Source organism: Pseudomonas paraglycinae (genome assembly GCF_021601625.1).
GTDB classification, from domain to species: domain Bacteria; phylum Pseudomonadota; class Gammaproteobacteria; order Pseudomonadales; family Pseudomonadaceae; genus Aquipseudomonas; species Aquipseudomonas paraglycinae.
On the sequence record NZ_BQHR01000009.1, the window covers coordinates 215,575 to 232,630 of the forward strand.

General features: G+C 61.1%; 17 protein-coding genes. 4 read left to right on the forward strand and 13 right to left on the reverse strand.

Going from position 1 to position 17,056, the window contains the following annotated elements; genetic code table 11:
• Positions 1-68 precede the first annotated feature (68 nt).
• The 5 genes from L6D82_RS15760 to ribBA all read right to left on the reverse strand — a co-directional run bounded on the left by L6D82_RS15760 (position 69) and on the right by ribBA (position 5,299).
• Positions 69-1,223: an ABC transporter ATP-binding protein gene (locus tag L6D82_RS15760; RefSeq protein ID WP_102718133.1), complete on the reverse strand. Its 1,155-nt coding sequence runs from the start codon at positions 1,221-1,223 to the stop codon at positions 69-71.
• 17 nt (positions 1,224-1,240) lie between these two features.
• Entirely contained in the window at positions 1,241-2,050 is an 810-nt protein-coding gene (locus L6D82_RS15765; protein WP_236190301.1) for an ABC transporter permease, read from the reverse strand.
• A 6-nt stretch (positions 2,051-2,056) separates the two neighbouring features.
• Positions 2,057-3,001 carry an ABC transporter permease gene (locus L6D82_RS15770; protein WP_236190402.1) on the reverse strand — a complete coding sequence of 315 codons (945 nt, stop codon included), beginning with the start codon at positions 2,999-3,001 and terminating at the stop codon, positions 2,057-2,059.
• On the reverse strand, positions 2,998-4,023 hold the full coding sequence (locus L6D82_RS15775) for an ABC transporter substrate-binding protein (protein ID WP_134023306.1): 1,026 nt from the start codon (positions 4,021-4,023) through the stop codon (positions 2,998-3,000). Before L6D82_RS15775 ends, L6D82_RS15770 begins: the two co-directional genes overlap by 4 nt.
• Positions 4,024-4,189: 166 nt before the next feature.
• Complete coding sequence (gene ribBA / locus L6D82_RS15780; RefSeq protein WP_064597259.1) at positions 4,190-5,299, reverse strand: bifunctional 3,4-dihydroxy-2-butanone-4-phosphate synthase/GTP cyclohydrolase II; 1,110 nt, start codon at positions 5,297-5,299, stop codon at positions 4,190-4,192.
• Positions 5,300-5,364: 65 nt separating this feature from the next.
• On the opposite strand from ribBA, the gene L6D82_RS15785 reads away from it, so the two are divergent.
• The gene (locus L6D82_RS15785; protein ID WP_085746231.1) at positions 5,365-5,658 is read left to right on the forward strand and encodes a DUF1330 domain-containing protein; all 294 of its coding nucleotides are present in this window, start codon (positions 5,365-5,367) and stop codon (positions 5,656-5,658) included.
• Between the two features lie 153 nt (positions 5,659-5,811).
• Here the strand turns inward: L6D82_RS15785 and L6D82_RS15790 are convergent, their stop codons facing one another.
• Genes L6D82_RS15790 through L6D82_RS15820 form a run of 7 tightly spaced genes read right to left on the reverse strand, consistent with a single transcriptional unit; the run spans position 5,812 to position 11,022 of the window.
• The gene (locus L6D82_RS15790; RefSeq protein WP_011334615.1) at positions 5,812-6,375 is read right to left on the reverse strand and encodes an NUDIX hydrolase; all 564 of its coding nucleotides are present in this window, start codon (positions 6,373-6,375) and stop codon (positions 5,812-5,814) included.
• Between the two features lies 1 nt (position 6,376).
• Positions 6,377-7,129: a GntR family transcriptional regulator gene (locus L6D82_RS15795; RefSeq protein WP_039766879.1), complete on the reverse strand. Its 753-nt coding sequence runs from the start codon at positions 7,127-7,129 to the stop codon at positions 6,377-6,379.
• A 58-nt stretch (positions 7,130-7,187) separates the two neighbouring features.
• A complete protein-coding gene (locus L6D82_RS15800; protein WP_236190311.1) occupies positions 7,188-7,577 on the reverse strand; it encodes a carboxymuconolactone decarboxylase family protein in 390 nt (129 codons plus the stop codon).
• A gap of 12 nt (positions 7,578-7,589) precedes the next feature.
• The gene (locus L6D82_RS15805) at positions 7,590-8,075 is read right to left on the reverse strand and encodes a flavin reductase family protein (RefSeq protein WP_007957406.1); all 486 of its coding nucleotides are present in this window, start codon (positions 8,073-8,075) and stop codon (positions 7,590-7,592) included.
• 12 nt (positions 8,076-8,087) lie between these two features.
• Complete coding sequence (locus tag L6D82_RS15810; protein ID WP_236190313.1) at positions 8,088-9,569, reverse strand: aldehyde dehydrogenase; 1,482 nt, start codon at positions 9,567-9,569, stop codon at positions 8,088-8,090.
• Positions 9,566-10,399: an alpha/beta fold hydrolase gene (locus L6D82_RS15815; protein WP_236190315.1), complete on the reverse strand. Its 834-nt coding sequence runs from the start codon at positions 10,397-10,399 to the stop codon at positions 9,566-9,568. Before L6D82_RS15815 ends, L6D82_RS15810 begins: the two co-directional genes overlap by 4 nt.
• Positions 10,400-10,431: 32 nt before the next feature.
• Positions 10,432-11,022 (reverse strand): amino acid synthesis family protein, encoded by a 591-nt coding sequence (locus L6D82_RS15820; protein WP_007957412.1) that lies wholly within the window; start codon positions 11,020-11,022, stop codon positions 10,432-10,434.
• Between the two features lie 222 nt (positions 11,023-11,244).
• Between L6D82_RS15820 and L6D82_RS15825 the strand changes: the two genes are divergently transcribed.
• The 3 genes from L6D82_RS15825 (at position 11,245) to L6D82_RS15835 (ending at position 15,909) form a co-directional block, all read left to right on the forward strand.
• The gene (locus L6D82_RS15825) at positions 11,245-12,213 is read left to right on the forward strand and encodes a hypothetical protein (RefSeq protein WP_129974260.1); all 969 of its coding nucleotides are present in this window, start codon (positions 11,245-11,247) and stop codon (positions 12,211-12,213) included.
• Between the two features lie 254 nt (positions 12,214-12,467).
• On the forward strand, positions 12,468-13,496 hold the full coding sequence (locus tag L6D82_RS15830) for a WD40/YVTN/BNR-like repeat-containing protein (protein ID WP_085746236.1): 1,029 nt from the start codon (positions 12,468-12,470) through the stop codon (positions 13,494-13,496).
• Positions 13,497-13,524: 28 nt separating this feature from the next.
• The gene (locus tag L6D82_RS15835; RefSeq protein WP_007957414.1) at positions 13,525-15,909 is read left to right on the forward strand and encodes an efflux RND transporter permease subunit; all 2,385 of its coding nucleotides are present in this window, start codon (positions 13,525-13,527) and stop codon (positions 15,907-15,909) included.
• A 265-nt stretch (positions 15,910-16,174) separates the two neighbouring features.
• Here L6D82_RS15835 and L6D82_RS15840 read toward each other — a convergent pair whose 3' ends face one another.
• Positions 16,175-16,894 (reverse strand): FadR/GntR family transcriptional regulator, encoded by a 720-nt coding sequence (locus tag L6D82_RS15840; RefSeq protein WP_011334609.1) that lies wholly within the window; start codon positions 16,892-16,894, stop codon positions 16,175-16,177.
• Positions 16,895-17,056: the final 162 nt, after the last annotated feature.

The window sequence follows — 17,056 nt, forward strand, 5'->3', positions numbered from 1 at the left end:
ATATCCCCCAATCGGCTCCCTCTCCCTCCGGGAGAGGGCTGGGGTGAGGGCGGGCAGGCGACTCGGTGTTAATGAGCCCCCGCCGCTTTGTTCAAATCGCTCTCAGCCCACTCGGTATAGACGCAAGCATCCGCCGTCGCCCAACGCACCCGAACCGGATCTCCAGCCTTCAGCGGCATCCCCGCCGCCGACAATGCTTTCACGGTCATGGACGTGCCACCCGAAGTCACCACACTGCAAGTCTGACTCTCACCCAGAAACAACACCTCGACCACCTTCGCCGAAACCTCGTTCCAGCCGGCTCCCAATGGCTCACTCGCCGCCTGCTGCACACTCAACGCCAACGCCTTCTCCGGACGCACCATCAGCAAAACATCCTGCCCGGTCTGCAATCCAGCGGTCAGGCGAATCGACAGCGCCTGCCCCTCAAAATTCGCCGCCGCATTACCCTGCGCCTTGAGCTTGAGAAAGTTCGAGTTACCCAGAAACGACGCCACAAACGCATTTGGCGGATTCTGATAAAGGTCATAACCGCTGCCGAGCCCGACAATCTTGCCGTGACTGAAAATCGCGATGCGCTGGGACAGGCGCATGGCTTCTTCCTGGTCGTGAGTCACGTAGACGATGGTGATGCCGAGGCGGCGGTGCAGCTGGCGCAATTCATCCTGCAAGTCTTCACGCAGTTTCTTGTCCAGCGCACCGAGCGGTTCGTCCATCAGCAGAATGCGCGGTTCGTAAACCAGCGCCCGGGCGATGGCGACTCGTTGCTGCTGGCCGCCAGACAGTTGCGAAGGGCGGCGATGGGCAAATTGTTCGAGCTGCACCAGTTTCAGCATCGCATCGACGCGTTTGTCACGCTCGGCTGCAGCGAGTTTGCGGATCGCCAGCGGGAACGCGATGTTGTCGCGTACCGACAGATGCGGGAACAGCGAATAACGCTGGAACACCATGCCGATGTCGCGCTTGTGCGGCGGCACGTTCACCAGCGACTGGCCGTTGACCAGGATCTCGCCGCTGCTCGGGGTTTCGAAGCCGGCGAGCATCGACAACGTGGTGCTTTTGCCCGAGCCGCTGGAGCCGAGGAAAGTCAGGAATTCGCCGTCCTTGATGTCCAGCGAGATATTGTCCACGGCCGCAAAATCGCCGTAGTGCTTGTTCAGGTTGCGCAGGCTGACCAGGAGTTTGTCGCTCTGCTGGGATGCGTCTTTGATCACGGCACTCATGTCGTACTCCTGGGCGCTCAGGCGCTGATTTCGTTGCGCCGGCGCAGGGCGGCGGCGATCACCATGACCAATACCGACAGGCCGATCAGCAGCGTCGAGGCGACGGCGATCACGGGCGTCAGGTCCTGGCGCAGGGTGGTCCACATTTTCACGGGAAGGGTTTGCAGGGTCGGGCTGGCCATCATCACGCTGAGCACCACTTCGTCCCATGAAACCAGGAAGGCGAAGAGGGCGCCGGCCACCATGCCCGGACGGATCGCCGGGAAGGTCACCTTGAACACCGCTTGCAGGCGTGACGCACCGCAGATCACCGCCGCATCTTCAATCGACTGATCGAACAGCTTCAGCGAATTGATGATCGAGATGATGGTGAACGGCAACGCGACGATCACATGGCTGACGACGAAGGCGAACATCGTCCCGGTGTAGCCGAGCTTGAGGAACAGCGCGTACACCGCCACCGCGATGATCACCAGCGGCACGATCATCGGCAAGGTGAACAGACCGTAGAGCATTTCCCGGCCGGGGAAGCGTCCGCGCACCAGCGCAAAGGCCGTCGGCAAACCGAGGACGACGGCGCAGATCGTGGTCAGCACCGCGACCTTGAGGCTGGCCAGCGCTGCGCTCATCCAGTCGGCGTTGGAGAAGAACTGCACGTACCATTTCAGCGTCCAGCCCGGTGGCGGGAACACCAGCCACTGGGACGAACCGAACGACAGCAGGACGATGAACACGATCGGCAACAGCAGGAACAGGCCGATCAGCCCGGTGGTGAAATACAGGCCGAAGCGCATCCGGCGACTCATGGCATTGGGCGTCAGGAGCATGTCGGCTTACCTCGCGTTACTGGCGCCAACCGGGGATTCCGGTTGCAGCTTCAGGTAGACGTAGAACAGCACCAGGGTGATGACGATCAGCAACGCGGCGCCGGCGCTGGCCAGGCCCCAATTGAGGAACGACTGCACCTGCTGAATGATGAATTCCGGCAGCATCATGTTCTGCGCCCCGCCCAGCAGCGCCGGGGTGACGTAGTAACCGAGCGACATCACGAACACCATCAATCCGCCGGACGCCAGACCCGGCCGGCACAGCGGCAGGAACACCCGGAAGAAGTTGGTCCAGGGACTCGCGCCGCAGATCGAACCGGCCTGCAGGATCATCGGGTCGATGGCCTGCATGGTCGCCTGCAACGGCAGCACGATGAACGGGATCATGATGTAGCTCATGCCGATCACCACGCCGGTCAGGTTGTGCACCATTTCCAGCGGCTGATCGATGATGCCCATGGCCATCAGGGCTTTATTGATGACGCCCGACGCCTGCAACAGCACCAGCCACGAATAGGTGCGGGCGAGGAGGCTGGTCCACATCGACAGCAGCACGATGTTGAGGATCCAGCGGCCCCAGCCCCGTGGCACCAGGGTGATTGCCCAGGCCAGCGGAAAGCCCAGCAGCAGGCTGAAAATCGTCACCAGTCCCGCCACCGAAAAGGTATTGAACAGCACCCGCGCATACGCCGAGTTGGCGAACAGTTGCTCATAGTTGCCAAGGCCCGGCACCGGTTCGAGCACGCCGCGCAGCAACAAGCCAATCAGCGGTGCGAGAAAGAACAGACCGAGAAACAACAGCGCCGGCGCGAGATTGCCGGCGCCGCGCCAGCGTTGCTTGAGGGACGGGGCTTGCGCCATTGCACTCGCCTTGCCTGAAGCCGGGCCGGCAGCGCTTGCGGCGCTCCCGGTGGCAGTGGAGGGACGGGATGCGGTGGCCGCCATTTTCATTTGACCAGCCATTCGTTCCACCGTGTCGCGATGGCCGGACCGTTCTTGGCCCAGTACGCGAAATCAAGAGTGATCTGATCCTTAGCGTAGGCAGTCGGCAGGTTCGGGGCCAGCGTCGAGTCCAGACGCGCCACGCTGTCGACGTTGACCGGGGCGTAGGCGGTCAGGTTGGAGAAGTCAGCCTGACCCTTCGCGCTGCTGGCGCTGGCCAGGAACTTCATCGCCGCGTCCTTGTTTTTCGCGCCCTTTGGCACGACCAGAATGTCGGCCATGACCAGGTTCTGTTTCCAGCTCACGCCGACCGGTGCGCCGTCTTCCTGCAGGGCGTGGATCCGGCCGTTCCAGAACTGGCCCATGCTCGCTTCACCGGAGGCCAGCAGTTGCTGCGACTGCGCGCCGCCGCCCCACCAGACGATGTCTTTCTTGATGGTGTCGAGTTTCTTGAAGGCGCGATCGAGGTCCAGCGGGTAGAGCTTGTCGGCTGCTACGCCGTCGGCGAGCAGGGCCAGTTCAAGTACGCCGGGGCTTGGCCATTTATAGAGGGCGCGTTTGCCGGGGAAGGTCTTGGTGTCGAACAGCGCGCTCCAGTCCTGCGGCTTGTTAGCGCCGAGCTTGCCCTCGTTGTAGCCGAGGACGAAGGAGAAGAAGAACGAGCCGACGCCGTGGTCGCTGACGAAACGCGGGTCGATCTTGTCGCGCTGGATCTGTTTGAAATCGAGGGGTTCGAGCAGGCCTTCGGCGGCGGCGCGCAGGGCGAAGTCGGCTTCGACGTCGACCACGTCCCATTGCACGTTGCCGCTCTCGACCATGGCCTTGAGTTTGCCGTAGTCGGTCGGGCCGTCCTGCACGACGGTGATGCCGCTGGCCTTGCTGAACGGATCGGCCCAGGCCTGTTTCTGCGCATCCTGGGTGCTACCGCCCCAGCTGACAAAGTTCACACTCTCGGCGGCCATCGCGGCCTGACCGGTCACGCTCAGCAGTCCCGCAAAAAAGATCGCGGTTGCAGCTTTGTTCAACACCATTTTTACGCCCTCATTGTTGTGTTTTTGAGCGGGCTTGCGTTGTTGCCCGCCTGTCGGGAGCAGTAGCTGGACGGTTTTTCAGGTCGTCCGGTCTATGGAATATCATATTATGGTATTCCAAACTTTGTGCAAGCACTTTGCCTTACCGGCTATCTGGCAAACAGGGTCATTCGGTGAATGGAATGCTCTCAACCACCTCAAGATCGTACCCAGTCAACCCGGCATATTTTAGCGGCGGGCCCAAGTGGCGCAGCTTGCCGACGCCCAGGTTCTGCAGAATCTGCGCCCCGGTGCCGACTTCCGAATAGATCCGCGATTGCGAACGACTGAACTGCCGAGGCGGCTGAGTCAGTTGCGGAATGCGCTCCAGCAGCGCCTGGGACGACTCATGATTGGCCAGCACCACGACCACGCCATGCCCTTCGGCAGCGACCCGTTGCAGTGCCGCCCACAACGTCCAGTTCGATGGCCCGCTGTACTCGGCGCCAACCAGATCCCGCAGCGGATCGATCACATGCACCCGCACCAGCGTCGGTTCCTCACGGCGCAATTCACCCATGACCATCGCCATGTGCACGCCGCCTTCGATGCGATCTTCGAAGGTGATCAAACGGAACGTGCCATGCACCGTCGGCAACTCCCGTTCGCCGATGCGCTCGATGGTGTGTTCGGTACTCAGGCGATAGTGGATCAGGTCGGCGATGGTGCCGATCTTGATCCCGTGTTTGCGGGCGAAGACTTCCAGATCCGGACGACGCGCCATGGTGCCGTCGTCGTTCATCACCTCGACGATCACCGAGGCCGGCGTGAAACCCGCTAGCCGCGCCAGATCACAACCAGCCTCGGTGTGACCGGCACGGGTCAGCACGCCACCTTCCTTGGCGCGCAGCGGAAAGATATGGCCGGGCTGCACCAGGTCTTCAGCGCGTGCGTTCGGCGCCACCGCAGCGGCCACCGTACACGCGCGGTCGGCGGCGGAAATGCCGGTAGTCACGCCGACCGCCGCTTCGATGGAAACCGTGAACGCGGTGCTGAACACGCTGCCATTGCTCGGCACCATCTGCTCCAGCCCCAGACGCTGGCAATGATCGTCAGTCAACGTCAGACAAATCAGGCCCCGAGCCTCACGGGCCATGAAACTGATCGCCTCGGGTGTGCAACGATCGGCGGCCAGCAGCAGGTCGCCTTCGTTTTCCCGATCTTCGTCATCGACCAGCAACACCATTTTGCCGAGGCGATAATCTTCGATGATTTCTTCGATGCTGTTGAAGGCCATGCTGGACTCTCGATGTGGATGAATTTCGTGGTATACCATAATACAAAATCAACCAAGAGGTCACTATGAAGGCGTACTGGATTGCACACGTGGACATCAACGATCCCGATCACTACAGCCAATACACCCAGCGCGCGCCGAAAGCGTTCGCCGAGTTCGGCGCGAAGTTTTTAGCCAGAGGCGGGCGCAGCGAAGCAATGGAAGGGCGGGCGACGCCACAGCGCAGCGTGGTGATTGAATTCGACAGTTATGAGCAGGCCGTGGCGTGCTACCGCTCGGCGGCGTATCAGGAAGCGAAGAGCTATCGCGAGGAATGGGCGAGGGCGGAGATTGTCATCGTTGAAGGGATGGCGCCGTAAACAGTCTGATCGTTCCCACGCTCTGCGTGGGAATGCAGCCCGGGACGCTCCGCGTCCCTGAAGTGCCGAACGCGGAGCGTCCGAAGAGGCATTCCCACGCGGACGGTTCGACGCCTCGACGTGGGAACGATCAGAAAAGGAGGAAGGTGACTATCAACGCATGAAATGAATCTTGCCGCTGTCGTCATTGCCCATGTACATGCCATAGACCCCGGCCTGGCGCTCCTCGATGTAGCGTTCGAGGATCTGCCGGATCGCCGGGTAGTAGATCTGCTCCCAGGGGATGTCTTCGGGGGCGAAGAATTTGCAGGCGAGGGTTTCCGGACCGTACTCGCCAGTGATTTCCAGCGCGAGTGCGCGGAAGATGATGTAGACCTCGCTGATCTTCGGCACGCTGAAGATTGAGTACGGCGAGACGATCTCCGCGCGTACGCCGCTTTCTTCCCAGACTTCGCGCAGGGCGGCCTGTTCGGTGGTTTCGCCGCTTTCCATGAAACCGGCGGGCAGGGTCCAGGTGCCGGGACGCGGGGGAATTGCCCGTTGGCACAAGAGGTATTTGCCGTCCTGCTCGATGATGCAGCCGGCGATGATCTTCGGGTTTACATAGTGGATGTAGCCGCAACCGCGGCACATCAGGCGCTCGTGCGTATCGCCCGGCGGCACTTGCTGACCGAGGTCAGCGCCACCGCATTTCGGGCAAAAGCTCGGGCTGAACATGTCAGTGACCTATGCGCGGTTCTTTCAGCGCGATGGGCAGGGTGATTGGCGGTGTGTCGCCGGTCTCTTCCTGTTTGCGCTTGAGGTAATCGAGAGCGACGGCAGCCGCAGCGCGCACGTGATCGACGCACGCCTGATGCGCCGCCAGCGGATCGCCGCTCTTGATCGCCTCGACCATTTTTTCCATCTCGTGATTACTGGCGCCGCGACGGTTTTCCTGGGACACCGACGTTGCGCGCAAGTAGCTGATGCGCGCCTGCAACTGCCGCAGCTGAGTGGCTGCGACATGGTTGCCGGAACCTTCCAGCAGCACGTCATAGAAACCCTGCACCGAGTCGATCACCTGCTGCAACTCGCCGTCCTTGAGCGCCTTGCGGTTCTCGTCGAGGGCTTTTTCCAGGGCCTTGATGTCCTTGGCCTTGGCGCGCAGGGTGAACAGCTGGACGATCAGGCCTTCGAGCACGCAACGCAGTTCATAGATGTCGACGGCATCGGCGAGGGTGATGATCGCCACGCGCGGGCCCTTGGCGTCGGCGAATTCCACCAGACCTTCGGATTCCAGGTGACGCAAGGCTTCACGCACCGACGTACGGCTCACGCCCAGGCGATCGCACAGATCGCGCTCCACCAGGCGATCGCCCGGCAGCAGTTGGAAGTTCATGATGGCGCTTCGCAGTTTATCCAGCACGATTTCGCGCAGGGTGACGGGGTTGCGATTGACCTTGAAGCTGTCGTCGAGTGGCAGGCGTTTCATGGGGTCCGCTCTTTAAGGTGGCTGTCCATGCCAGACGGGCATCAAAACAGCCGAGGGGTTAACTGGAGGCCTCGGCGTCGGCTTCGGCGAAGGCTTCACGGGCAAGCCGGAAACTGTCCACGGCTGCCGGGACGCCGCAATAAATACCGACCTGAAGCAGAATTTCGCGTATTTGCTCACGACTCAGGCCGTTACGCAAGGCGCCGCGCACATGCAGTTTCAGTTCGTGCGGGCGGTTGAGCGCCGAGATCATCGCCAGGTTGATCATGCTGCGCTCCTTGAGCGACAGGCCCTCGCGTCCCCAGACGTGGCCCCAGCAGTATTCGTTGACCATTTCCTGCAGCGGGCGGGTGAAGTCGTCGGCGTTCTCGATCGAGCGCTGCACATAGGCTTGGCCCAGCACCTGGGTGCGGATCTTCAGGCCTTGCTCGTACTTTTCGTTGCTCATGTGTTTCTCCGCTCAACCCAGTGTCGGCAAAGCGCCGAGCTTGCCCTTGTGATAAATCATCGGCGTCACCGGTTGCTCCGGCAGGATCAGGTTCTTCACCGCACCGACGATGATCGCGTGATCGCCACCGTCGTACTCGCGCCACAGTTCGCACTCGATGATCGCCGTGGCTTTGGCGAGGATCGGGTTACCGAGCTCGCTCAAATGCCACTCGATGCCGTTGGCCTTGTCCTTGCCTTTGCCGGCGAAGGCGTAGGCCTCGGCGGTCTGGTCGGCGGACAGCAAATGGATCGCGAACTTCTTGCTGTCGCGCAGCACCGGGTAGGTGTCGGAAGCGTAGTTGGGGCAGAACAGCACCAGCGCCGGATCAATCGACAGCGCACTGAAGGCGCTGGCAGTGATGCCGACGATGCCGCCATCCGGGTCGAGGGTGGTGACCACCGTGACCCCGGACGGAAACGAGCTCATGACGTCTTTGTAAATGCCGGGTTCGATCATGTCGCAGGACTCCTAACGCATCACAAACGGATCAGGCATCGGCGCCTGGGAGAGGTTGATCCACACCGTTTTCAGTTCGGTGTAGGCCAGCACCGAATCGATGCCGCTTTCGCGTCCATAGCCACTGTTCTTGAAGCCGCCGATCGGTGCCATGGCCGACACCGCGCGGTAGGTGTTGACCCAGATGATCCCCGAACGCACGTCCCGGGCCAGACGATGGGCGCGGCCCAGGTCGCGGGTCCAGATGCCGGCGGCGAGGCCGAACTGCGAGTCGTTGGCGATCGCCAGCGCTTCGGCTTCATCCTTGAACCGGATCACCGAAGCCACCGGGCCGAAGACTTCTTCCTGCATGATCTTCATCGAATTGCGATCGCATTCGAACAGCGTCGGTTCGTAGAACCAGCCGTCACCGATGCCGCTGGGGCGCTTGCCGCCCAGACGCAGACGCGCGCCCTCGGCGATGGCATCGGCCACCAGACCTTCAACCACCGCCAGTTGCTGCGCGGTGGCCATCGGGCCCATTTCGCTGCTGTCGTCCTGTGGGTTGCCGATGCGGATGCGCTGGGCGCGCTCCACTAGTCGGCTGACGAATTCGTCGTAGATTTCATCCTGCACCAGCAGTCGCGAACCGGACACGCAGCTCTGGCCAGACGCCGCGTAGATCCCGGCGATGGCGCCGTTGATCGCGCTGTCGAGATCGGCGTCGGCAAAGATGATGTTCGGCGACTTGCCGCCCAGTTCCAGCGACAGCTTGGCGAAGTTCTCGGCGCTGCTGCGCACCACATGCCGGGCCGTGGCCGCGCCACCGGTGAAGGCGATCTTGCGGATCAGCGGATGGCGGGTGAGGGCGGCGCCAGTGCTCGGGCCGTAGCCGGTGACGACGTTGACCACGCCCGGCGGAATCCCGGCTTCGAGGGCCAGGCGCGCCAGTTCGAGAATGGTCGCCGAGGCGTGCTCGGAGGGCTTGATCACAATGGTGTTGCCCGCCGCCAGCGCCGGCGCCAGTTTGATCGCGGTCAGATAAAGCGGGCTGTTCCACGGAATGATCGCGGCGACCACGCCCATGGCTTCGTGCACGGTGTAGGCGAACAGATCGGGTTTATCCAGCGGCAGGGTGCCGCCTTCGAGCTTGTCGGCGAGGCCGGCGGTGTAGTGGAAGAACTCCGGCAGATAACCGACCTGACCCCGGGTTTCGCGGATCAGCTTGCCGTTGTCTCGGCTTTCCAGCTGCGCCAGTTGTTCCTTGTTTTCAGCGATCAGGTCACCGAGACGACGCAGCAGTTTGCCGCGCGCGGTGGCGGTCAAACCACGCCATGCCGGGCTGTCGAAGGCGGTTTGTGCGGCTTGCACGGCGCGTTCGACGTCGGCTTCGTCAGCGTCGGGCAATTCGGCCCAGGGTTCGGCCAGCGCCGGGTTGAGGCTTTCGAAAGTCTTGCCGGAGAGGGCGTCGACCCATTCTCCGCCGATGCACATCTGGAAGCGTGCGAGCGTCATGCAACGATCCCCTTTATATGGTTTTGTCGGGCGTGTGCGGTGTCGAGAAATTCCAGCAGTGTCTGGTTCACCAGCCGTGGCGACTCTACCGGCATCATATGCCGTTGCTCGGGCAGCACGGCAACCTTCGCACCGGGAATGCGCGCGGCCAGTTGCTCGGCCATTTCCGGGGTCGATCCGGGGTCCAGCTCGCCGGTGGCGATCAGCGTCGGCGCCTGGATGCTGCCCAGGTCGTCGGCGCGGTACATGTCCTGGGTGGCGAACAATTCGTAGGTGGTAAGGTAACCCTGTGGATCATTGCCGGCCAGGGTCTGGCGGATCGCGGCGATCTGCGCCGGGTTGGCCGCTTTATATTCACGGCTGAACCAGCGCGACAGTGCCGCTTCGGCATTCGCGTCGGGCCCGTGTTCGGCAGCTTGAGCGGTGCGGGCGATGACGCCGGCGCGTTGCTCTTCGCTGCGGTTGAACACGCTGTTGAGCACCACCAGGCTTTTCAGGCGGTCCGGGTAATGCAGGGCAAACGCCCGCGCCACCAGACCGCCCATGGAAAAGCCGATCACTGACGCCTCGGGCAATTGCAGGTGGTCGAGCAGCTCCAGCAACTGATCGGCATAGCCGAGTAGGGCGGTGCCGCTGGCCGGTCGCGGGCTGGCGCCATGGCCGAGCATGTCGTAGGCGATCACCCGGTATTGCGTGGCCAGGCCAACGATCTGGCCGCCCCACATTTCTTTGTTCAGGCCCACGCCGTGGATCAACACCACGGGTTGGCCAACGCCTGTCGCCAGATAACTGGTGCCGGCCGGGGTGAGTTCAGCGGTGAGCCGAATCATGGAGCGCTCCTGCAATGCCTTTTTTATTGTGATTACTGGGCTTTTTCGGCGGCCAGTTCTTCCAGATCGATGTAGCGGTTGCCGATGCGCGGGTGCAGGCGACCACCGTCGGCGCAACCGAGCACCACGACGATTTCGTCGGCGCGGGGGGCGTCTTCGATCTGCATTTCCAGGGTTATGTAGTGCGAGCGCAGGCCTTCGTCGTCCTTGTGCATCATCGGGATCTGAATCGAAGTGCCCGGACCGCCGCGCTTGTTGGTGAAGCTCAGGTAGCTCTTGGCCTTGACCGCTTCGCGATAGTGATTGCCGAAGCGCAGGGTGTGGATCACCGCCGACGCGTGCTCGATTTCGCCGTCGGCGCCGACCACCGCGGCTTTGCCGTAAGCCTCGATCTTCTCGGCACCGCCGATGATGCCCACCAGACGCTCGACCATCATCGCGCCGAGGTCGGAGCAATTGGCGCGAATCTGCGGCTTGAGGTCTTCGACAAAGCCGTTGCCGACCCACGGGTTTTTCATCACGACGGCCAGGCCCACCATGGTCACCGGGGTGTCGGAAGCCTTGCCGCCTTCAATGAAGGTCTCTTCGACATAGCTGACGATCTTGCGAATTTCGAAACTCATGAGCTGCTCCGTAGGGGATAAAGAGTGTCTGTGCGTCTGATGGTATACCATAATACCGATCGTGCAAGCCTCCCATTCGAATTTGTACGAGATCAGATGGACGGCATGCGCAAGCGCCACGCCATTCAGGGGCGGCAGTTCAAATGTTTAGAGGCGTTGATCGGATAAGCGGAAGGCTTGGGATAACATTGTCCGATCTGAGAGAAAGGACGCTCGCGATCAATGCTCCCCTACATTGCTACCTATTTGATTTTCGCTTTCGTACTGGAAGTGGCCAGACGCTGCATGGATGGCCCGATGTTTGTCAGAACAGGTTCGAAACACTGGCCCTGGAAGCTCAACTACAGCATTCGATGGTGGGGGGTCGACGAGTATCTGGCGGCGCTGACCCTTGTGTCGCTGGCGCTGCTGCTGTTGCTCGCTTTATGGACCAGGCTGGGCAGCCCTGCGGATCTGAGTGTGGTCTTGCAGGTATGGGTCACCCTGTGCCTGAGTTCATTGGTCCTCTCGATCAGATATTTCAATCTGGTCGCCAAATTCAGGGAAAACTTCTGGTGGCTGGCCCTCACCGCGGCCTTGATAACGTTGGGTATCGGCCAGTTTGCGAGTGCCTGGGCTGACTATTTCATCGTTCACTACACGCGAGTCGAAGCCACCCAGTTTCCCGTCGCACAAAAGACGCTGACGTTGCTGATACTTGCATTCACTTGGCTATACGCCGCGACGATGCTGGGCAGTCTCATTGTCATCGTCACATATATGTTCATGAATGAAGTGAAGCCGACATTCCGCGAGTCGGCGAAGCGCGATCCTCTGTCAGCGCCGTTCTGGAAAAAATACAAATCCGGTCGTAGCCACATCAGGCGCGCGACCATGCGCTGGATTGTCCTCGGCGTGTCTCTTTTCACCGTCAGCAGTTCATGGAGTGTGTGGGTTTTTGTTCTCAAACATGTCGAAGAAGGTGTTCAGGAAGCTCTGGTATTCGCCTCGTTTCATCTTCATCCGCGCGAATGCGCCATCCCCGGGATGCCCCATGGCGCCAGAGCGGCATTGATCAGTGAAAAAAAAGCGGTTGTCGCAATTCCCGGGGCCAAGGGTTATGTCTTCGAGACTATGCCTTGCGACATGCAGTCGATCCGGGTTCTGAAAGATGACGCGGCTCAGAGGTTGAAGCTGGATGATTATTTTTGACGAGGGGCCAGATGCGGGTTCATCAACCCGGCGAATACCCCTCCATTCGCTCGCAACCCCGCTCCTTCGCGGTTAACAAAAGATAACGTTGCGCCGATTGTCAGACGTTTCGAATGCCCGATAGGATGAGCCAGCTTCCGAAGGGGCTCTGGATGGCGGGTTTCAGGACTATGCTTGTGACCAGGCAGTCACCGTGAGCACCCTTGCGGCGCCCTTAAGGTCCATGACCAACAATAATAAACAGGGGAAGGTCTATGAGTCGTTGCCGCCCGCCGGCGTTACGCAACACCGCGTTGCTGGCCACAGCACTCTCTCTGCTGGGCTTTGCCACATTGTCGGCGCCGGTTCTCGCCGCCGAAGCGCCAGCCGACGTGGTCTATTCCACCGAATCGGCCAAGGCCTCGAAAAGCCTGATGCTCGATGTCGTTCACGCCGGAACCCGGCTGGTGGCGGTTGGGGATCGCGGGCACATTCTCTATTCCGACGATCAGGGCAAGACCTGGACCCAGGCCAAAGTGCCGAGCCGCCAGTTGCTGACCGCCGTGTATTTCGTCGATGACAAGCACGGCTGGGCCGTCGGCCACGACGCACAGATCCTCGCCAGCGAAGACGGCGGCCTGACCTGGACCAAACAGTTCGAAGACCTCAAGCGTGAGTCGCCGCTGCTCGACGTCTGGTTCAAGGACGTCAACAGTGGCCTGGCCGTAGGTGCCTACGGCGCGCTGCTGGAAACCACCGACGGTGGCAAAAACTGGGAAGACGTCAGCGACCGCCTCGACAACGAAGACCAGTTCCACCTCAACGCCATCGCTTCCGTAAAAGACGCCGGCCTGTTCATCGTCGGTGAGTCGGGCAGCATGTTCCGCTCCGCCGACTGGGGCCAGACCTGGGAAAAACTCGAAGGCCCGTACGAAGGCTCGCTGTTCGGCGTGATCGGTACGGCGCAGCCGCAAACCCTGCTGGCCTACGGTCTGCGCGGCAACCTTTACCGCTCCACCGATTTCGGCAGCACCTGGGAGCAGGTCGAACTGAAAGCTGCGCGCGGTTCGCTGGAGTTCGGCCTGTCCGGTGCCACACTGCTCGAAGATGGCTCCATCGTCATCGTCGGCAACGGCGGCTCGGTGGTCAGCAGCAGCGACAACGGCGAAACCTTCAGCGTGTTCAACCGTCCGGATCGCATCTCGCTGTCGTCGGTCACCGCCGCCGGCAACGGCAATCTGATCCTGAGCGGGCAGGGTGGCGTGCGGGTCACTACTGCGAACGGCGCCGAGCTGGGCAAATGAGCCGAATCAATAATAAGAAGGCGGGGCTATGACTTCCTTGAGCACTCATCATCAGGACAAGGCGACGTTTCTTGAGCGCCTGATCTTCAACAACCGCCCGGCAGTGATCGTGATCTGCCTGCTGGTCAGCATTTTCCTGTTCTGGCAGGCCACGCTGATCCGCCCGTCCACCAGTTTCGAAAAGATGATCCCGCTCAAGCATCCGTTCATCGAGAAGATGATGGAGCACCGCAACGATCTGGCGAACCTGGGCAACACCGTGCGTATTTCGGTGGAAGCGAAGGATGGCGACATCTTCTCCAAGGAGTACATGGAGACCCTGCGTCAGATCAACGACGAGGTGTTCTACATCTCCGGCGTCGACCGTTCCGGCCTCAAGTCGCTGTGGAGCCCGAGCGTGCGCTGGACCGAAGTGACCGAGGAAGGTTTTGCCGGCGGCGAAGTGATCCCGCAGAGCTACAATGGCTCCCAGGACAGCCTCGATCTGCTGCGCAACAACGTGCTCAAGTCCGGTCAGGTCGGGCGTCTGGTGGCCAACGACTTCAAGTCGAGCATCGTCGACATCCCGCTGCTGGAGTCCTACCCGGACCCGCAGGACCAGGGCAAGTTGCTGGCGCTGGACTATCGCCAGTTCTCCCATGAGCTCGAAGACAAGATCCGCAACAAGTTCGAAGCGCAGAACCCCAACGTCAAGATCCACATCGTCGGCTTCGCCAAGAAGGTCGGTGACCTGATCGACGGCCTGGTGATGGTGGTGATGTTCTTCGGCATCGCCTTCGTCATCACCCTGATCCTGCTGCTGTGGTTCACCAACTGCCTGCGCAGCACTGTGGCGGTGTTGAGCACCACGCTGGTGGCGGTGGTCTGGCAACTCGGGTTGATGCACTTCTTCGGGTTCGGCCTCGATCCGTATTCGATGCTGGTGCCGTTCCTGATCTTCGCCATCGGCATTTCCCACGGCGTGCAGAAAATCAACGGTATCGCCCTGCAATCCGGTGAGGCGGACAACGCGTTGACGGCCGCACGGCGGACATTCCGTCAATTGTTCCTGCCGGGGATGATCGCGATTCTGGCAGACGCCGTCGGCTTCATCACGCTGCTGATCATCGACATCGGCGTGATCCGCGAGCTGGCCATCGGCGCTTCCATCGGCGTGGCAGTGATCGTGTTCACCAACCTGATCCTGCTGCCGGTGGCGATTTCCTATGTCGGCATCAGCAAGCGCGCCATCGCCAAGAGCAAGAAGGACGCGCATCGCGAGCATCCGTTCTGGCGTCTGCTGTCGAATTTCGCCAACCCGAAAGTCGCGCCGATTTCCATCGCCCTGGCGCTGGTCGCCTTCGGCGGCGGTCTCTGGTACAGCCAGAACCTGAAAATCGGTGACCTCGACCAGGGCGCGCCGGAACTGCGTCCGGACTCGCGCTACAACAAGGACAACAACTTCATCATCAGCAACTATTCGACCAGTTCCGACGTGCTGGTGGTGATGGTCAAGACCAAGTCCGAAGGCTGCTCGCGCTATGAAGCCATGGCGCCGATCGACGAACTGATGTGGAAGATGCAGAACACCGAGGGCGTGCAGTCGGCGATCTCGCTGGTGACCGTGTCCAAGCAGATGATCAAGGGCATGAACGAGGGCAACCTGAAATGGGAAACCCTGTCGCGCAACCCGGATGTGCTGAACAACTCAATCGCCCGGGCCGACGGCCTGTACAACAACAGTTGCTCGCTGGCGCCGGTGCTGGTGTTCCTCAACGACCACAAGGCCGAAACCCTGGATCGCGCCGTGCATGCGGTGCAGGACTTCGCCAAGGAAAACAACAAGGAAGGCCTGGAGTTCATCCTCGCGGCTGGTAACGCCGGGATCGAGGCGGCCACCAACGAGGTGATCAAGAAGTCCGAGCTGACCATTCTGATCCTGGTGTACATCTGCGTGGCGGTGATGTGCATGATCACCTTCCGCTCGTGGGCGGCGACCCTGTGCATCGTGCTGCCGCTGGTGCTGACCTCGGTGCTGGGTAACGCGCTGATGGCGTTCATGGGTATCGGCGTGAAGGTAGCGACGCTGCCGGTAGTGGCGTTGGGCGTGGGCATCGGCGTGGACTACGGCATCTACATCTACAGCCGCCTGGAAAGTTTCCTGCGTGCCGGTTTGCCGCTGCAGGAAGCCTATTACCAGACCCTGAAATCCACCGGTAAAGCGGTGCTGTTCACCGGTCTGTGCCTGGCCATCGGCGTGTGCACCTGGATCTTCTCGGCGATCAAGTTCCAGGCCGACATGGGCCTGATGCTGACCTTCATGCTGCTGTGGAACATGTTCGGTGCGCTGTGGCTATTGCCGGCACTGGCGAAGTTCCTGATCAAGCCGGAGAAACTGGCGGGGCAGAAGGGAAATTCTCTGTTTGCTCACTGATCCGGTTGGCTGAAATGAAAAAGCCGCAACCTTGAAGGGTTGCGGCTTTTTTTATGGTGTGAGAGCAAAAGCCCCCTCACCCTAGCCCTCTCCCAAAGGGAGAGGGGACTGACCGGGTTGTGCTTCGTCAACCATCGACCTGAAAAACCGAGTCAATTACGGATTCAAGGCAGATCGTTCAAGTCGGTGTATCTCTCCAATATCCCCGGATTGGTGCCCTCTCCCCCTGGGAGAGGGCTAGGGTGAGGGCAGGCGGACTAAAGGCTTACGAAAGATCCGCCCCAAGCACAACACTCAAGGCGCTGCGCGCATCATCCAGCTGCACCAACGTCGCATGCCGAGCCCCCAACGCATCCCGATTCTCGATCGCCGTCAAAATCGCCTTGTGCCGAGGCAACGCCAGCTCATGCAGATTCGGCCGCTGATTCGAATGCTTCAACGCCTCGGCAATCGCCACCGCAAGCATGTTGCACAGATTGGCCAGCAAATCGTTGTGGGTCGCATCGGCGATCCGGCTGTGAAAGTCCAGATCCGGTTGCAGCAAGGCTTCCGGGGTCGGCGCCGCTTCCATGCGCTGGTAAGCCTCGGCAATCGACGCAATGTCGGCATCGGTGGCGTGCTGGGCGGCGAGGGCGGCGGCGGCGGGTTCGATGATGCTGCGCACGCTGGTCAGGACGTTGAAGAACTCGTTCTGCGGGCTGCTTTGCATCAGCCAGTGCAGCACGTCCGGGTCGAGCATGTGCCATTCGCGGCGTGGCTTGACCACGGTGCCGACGCGCGGTTTCGAATACACCAGGCCCTTGGCGACCAGCACTCGGGTGGCTTCGCGCAACACCGGCCGGCTGACCGCGTATTCCTCGCAGAGCAAGGCTTCGGCGGGCAGCTTGTCGCAGGGCAGAAAGCGTCCGGAAACAATCTGCATGCCCAGTTCCTGGACGATGCGCGAGTGCATGCTTTTACGGTCGGAAGGTTTGCGGTAATCCATGGGGAGTGGCGCGATCCTGAGCGATGGAGATGCCGCGCATCATAGCAGGCACGGCGTAATCTGGAGCGAGGCAATGATCGTTCCCACGCTCCGCGTGGGAATGCCTGAAGGGACGCTCTGCGTTCCAGTTCTCGAATGGGACACAGAGCGTCCCGGGCTGCA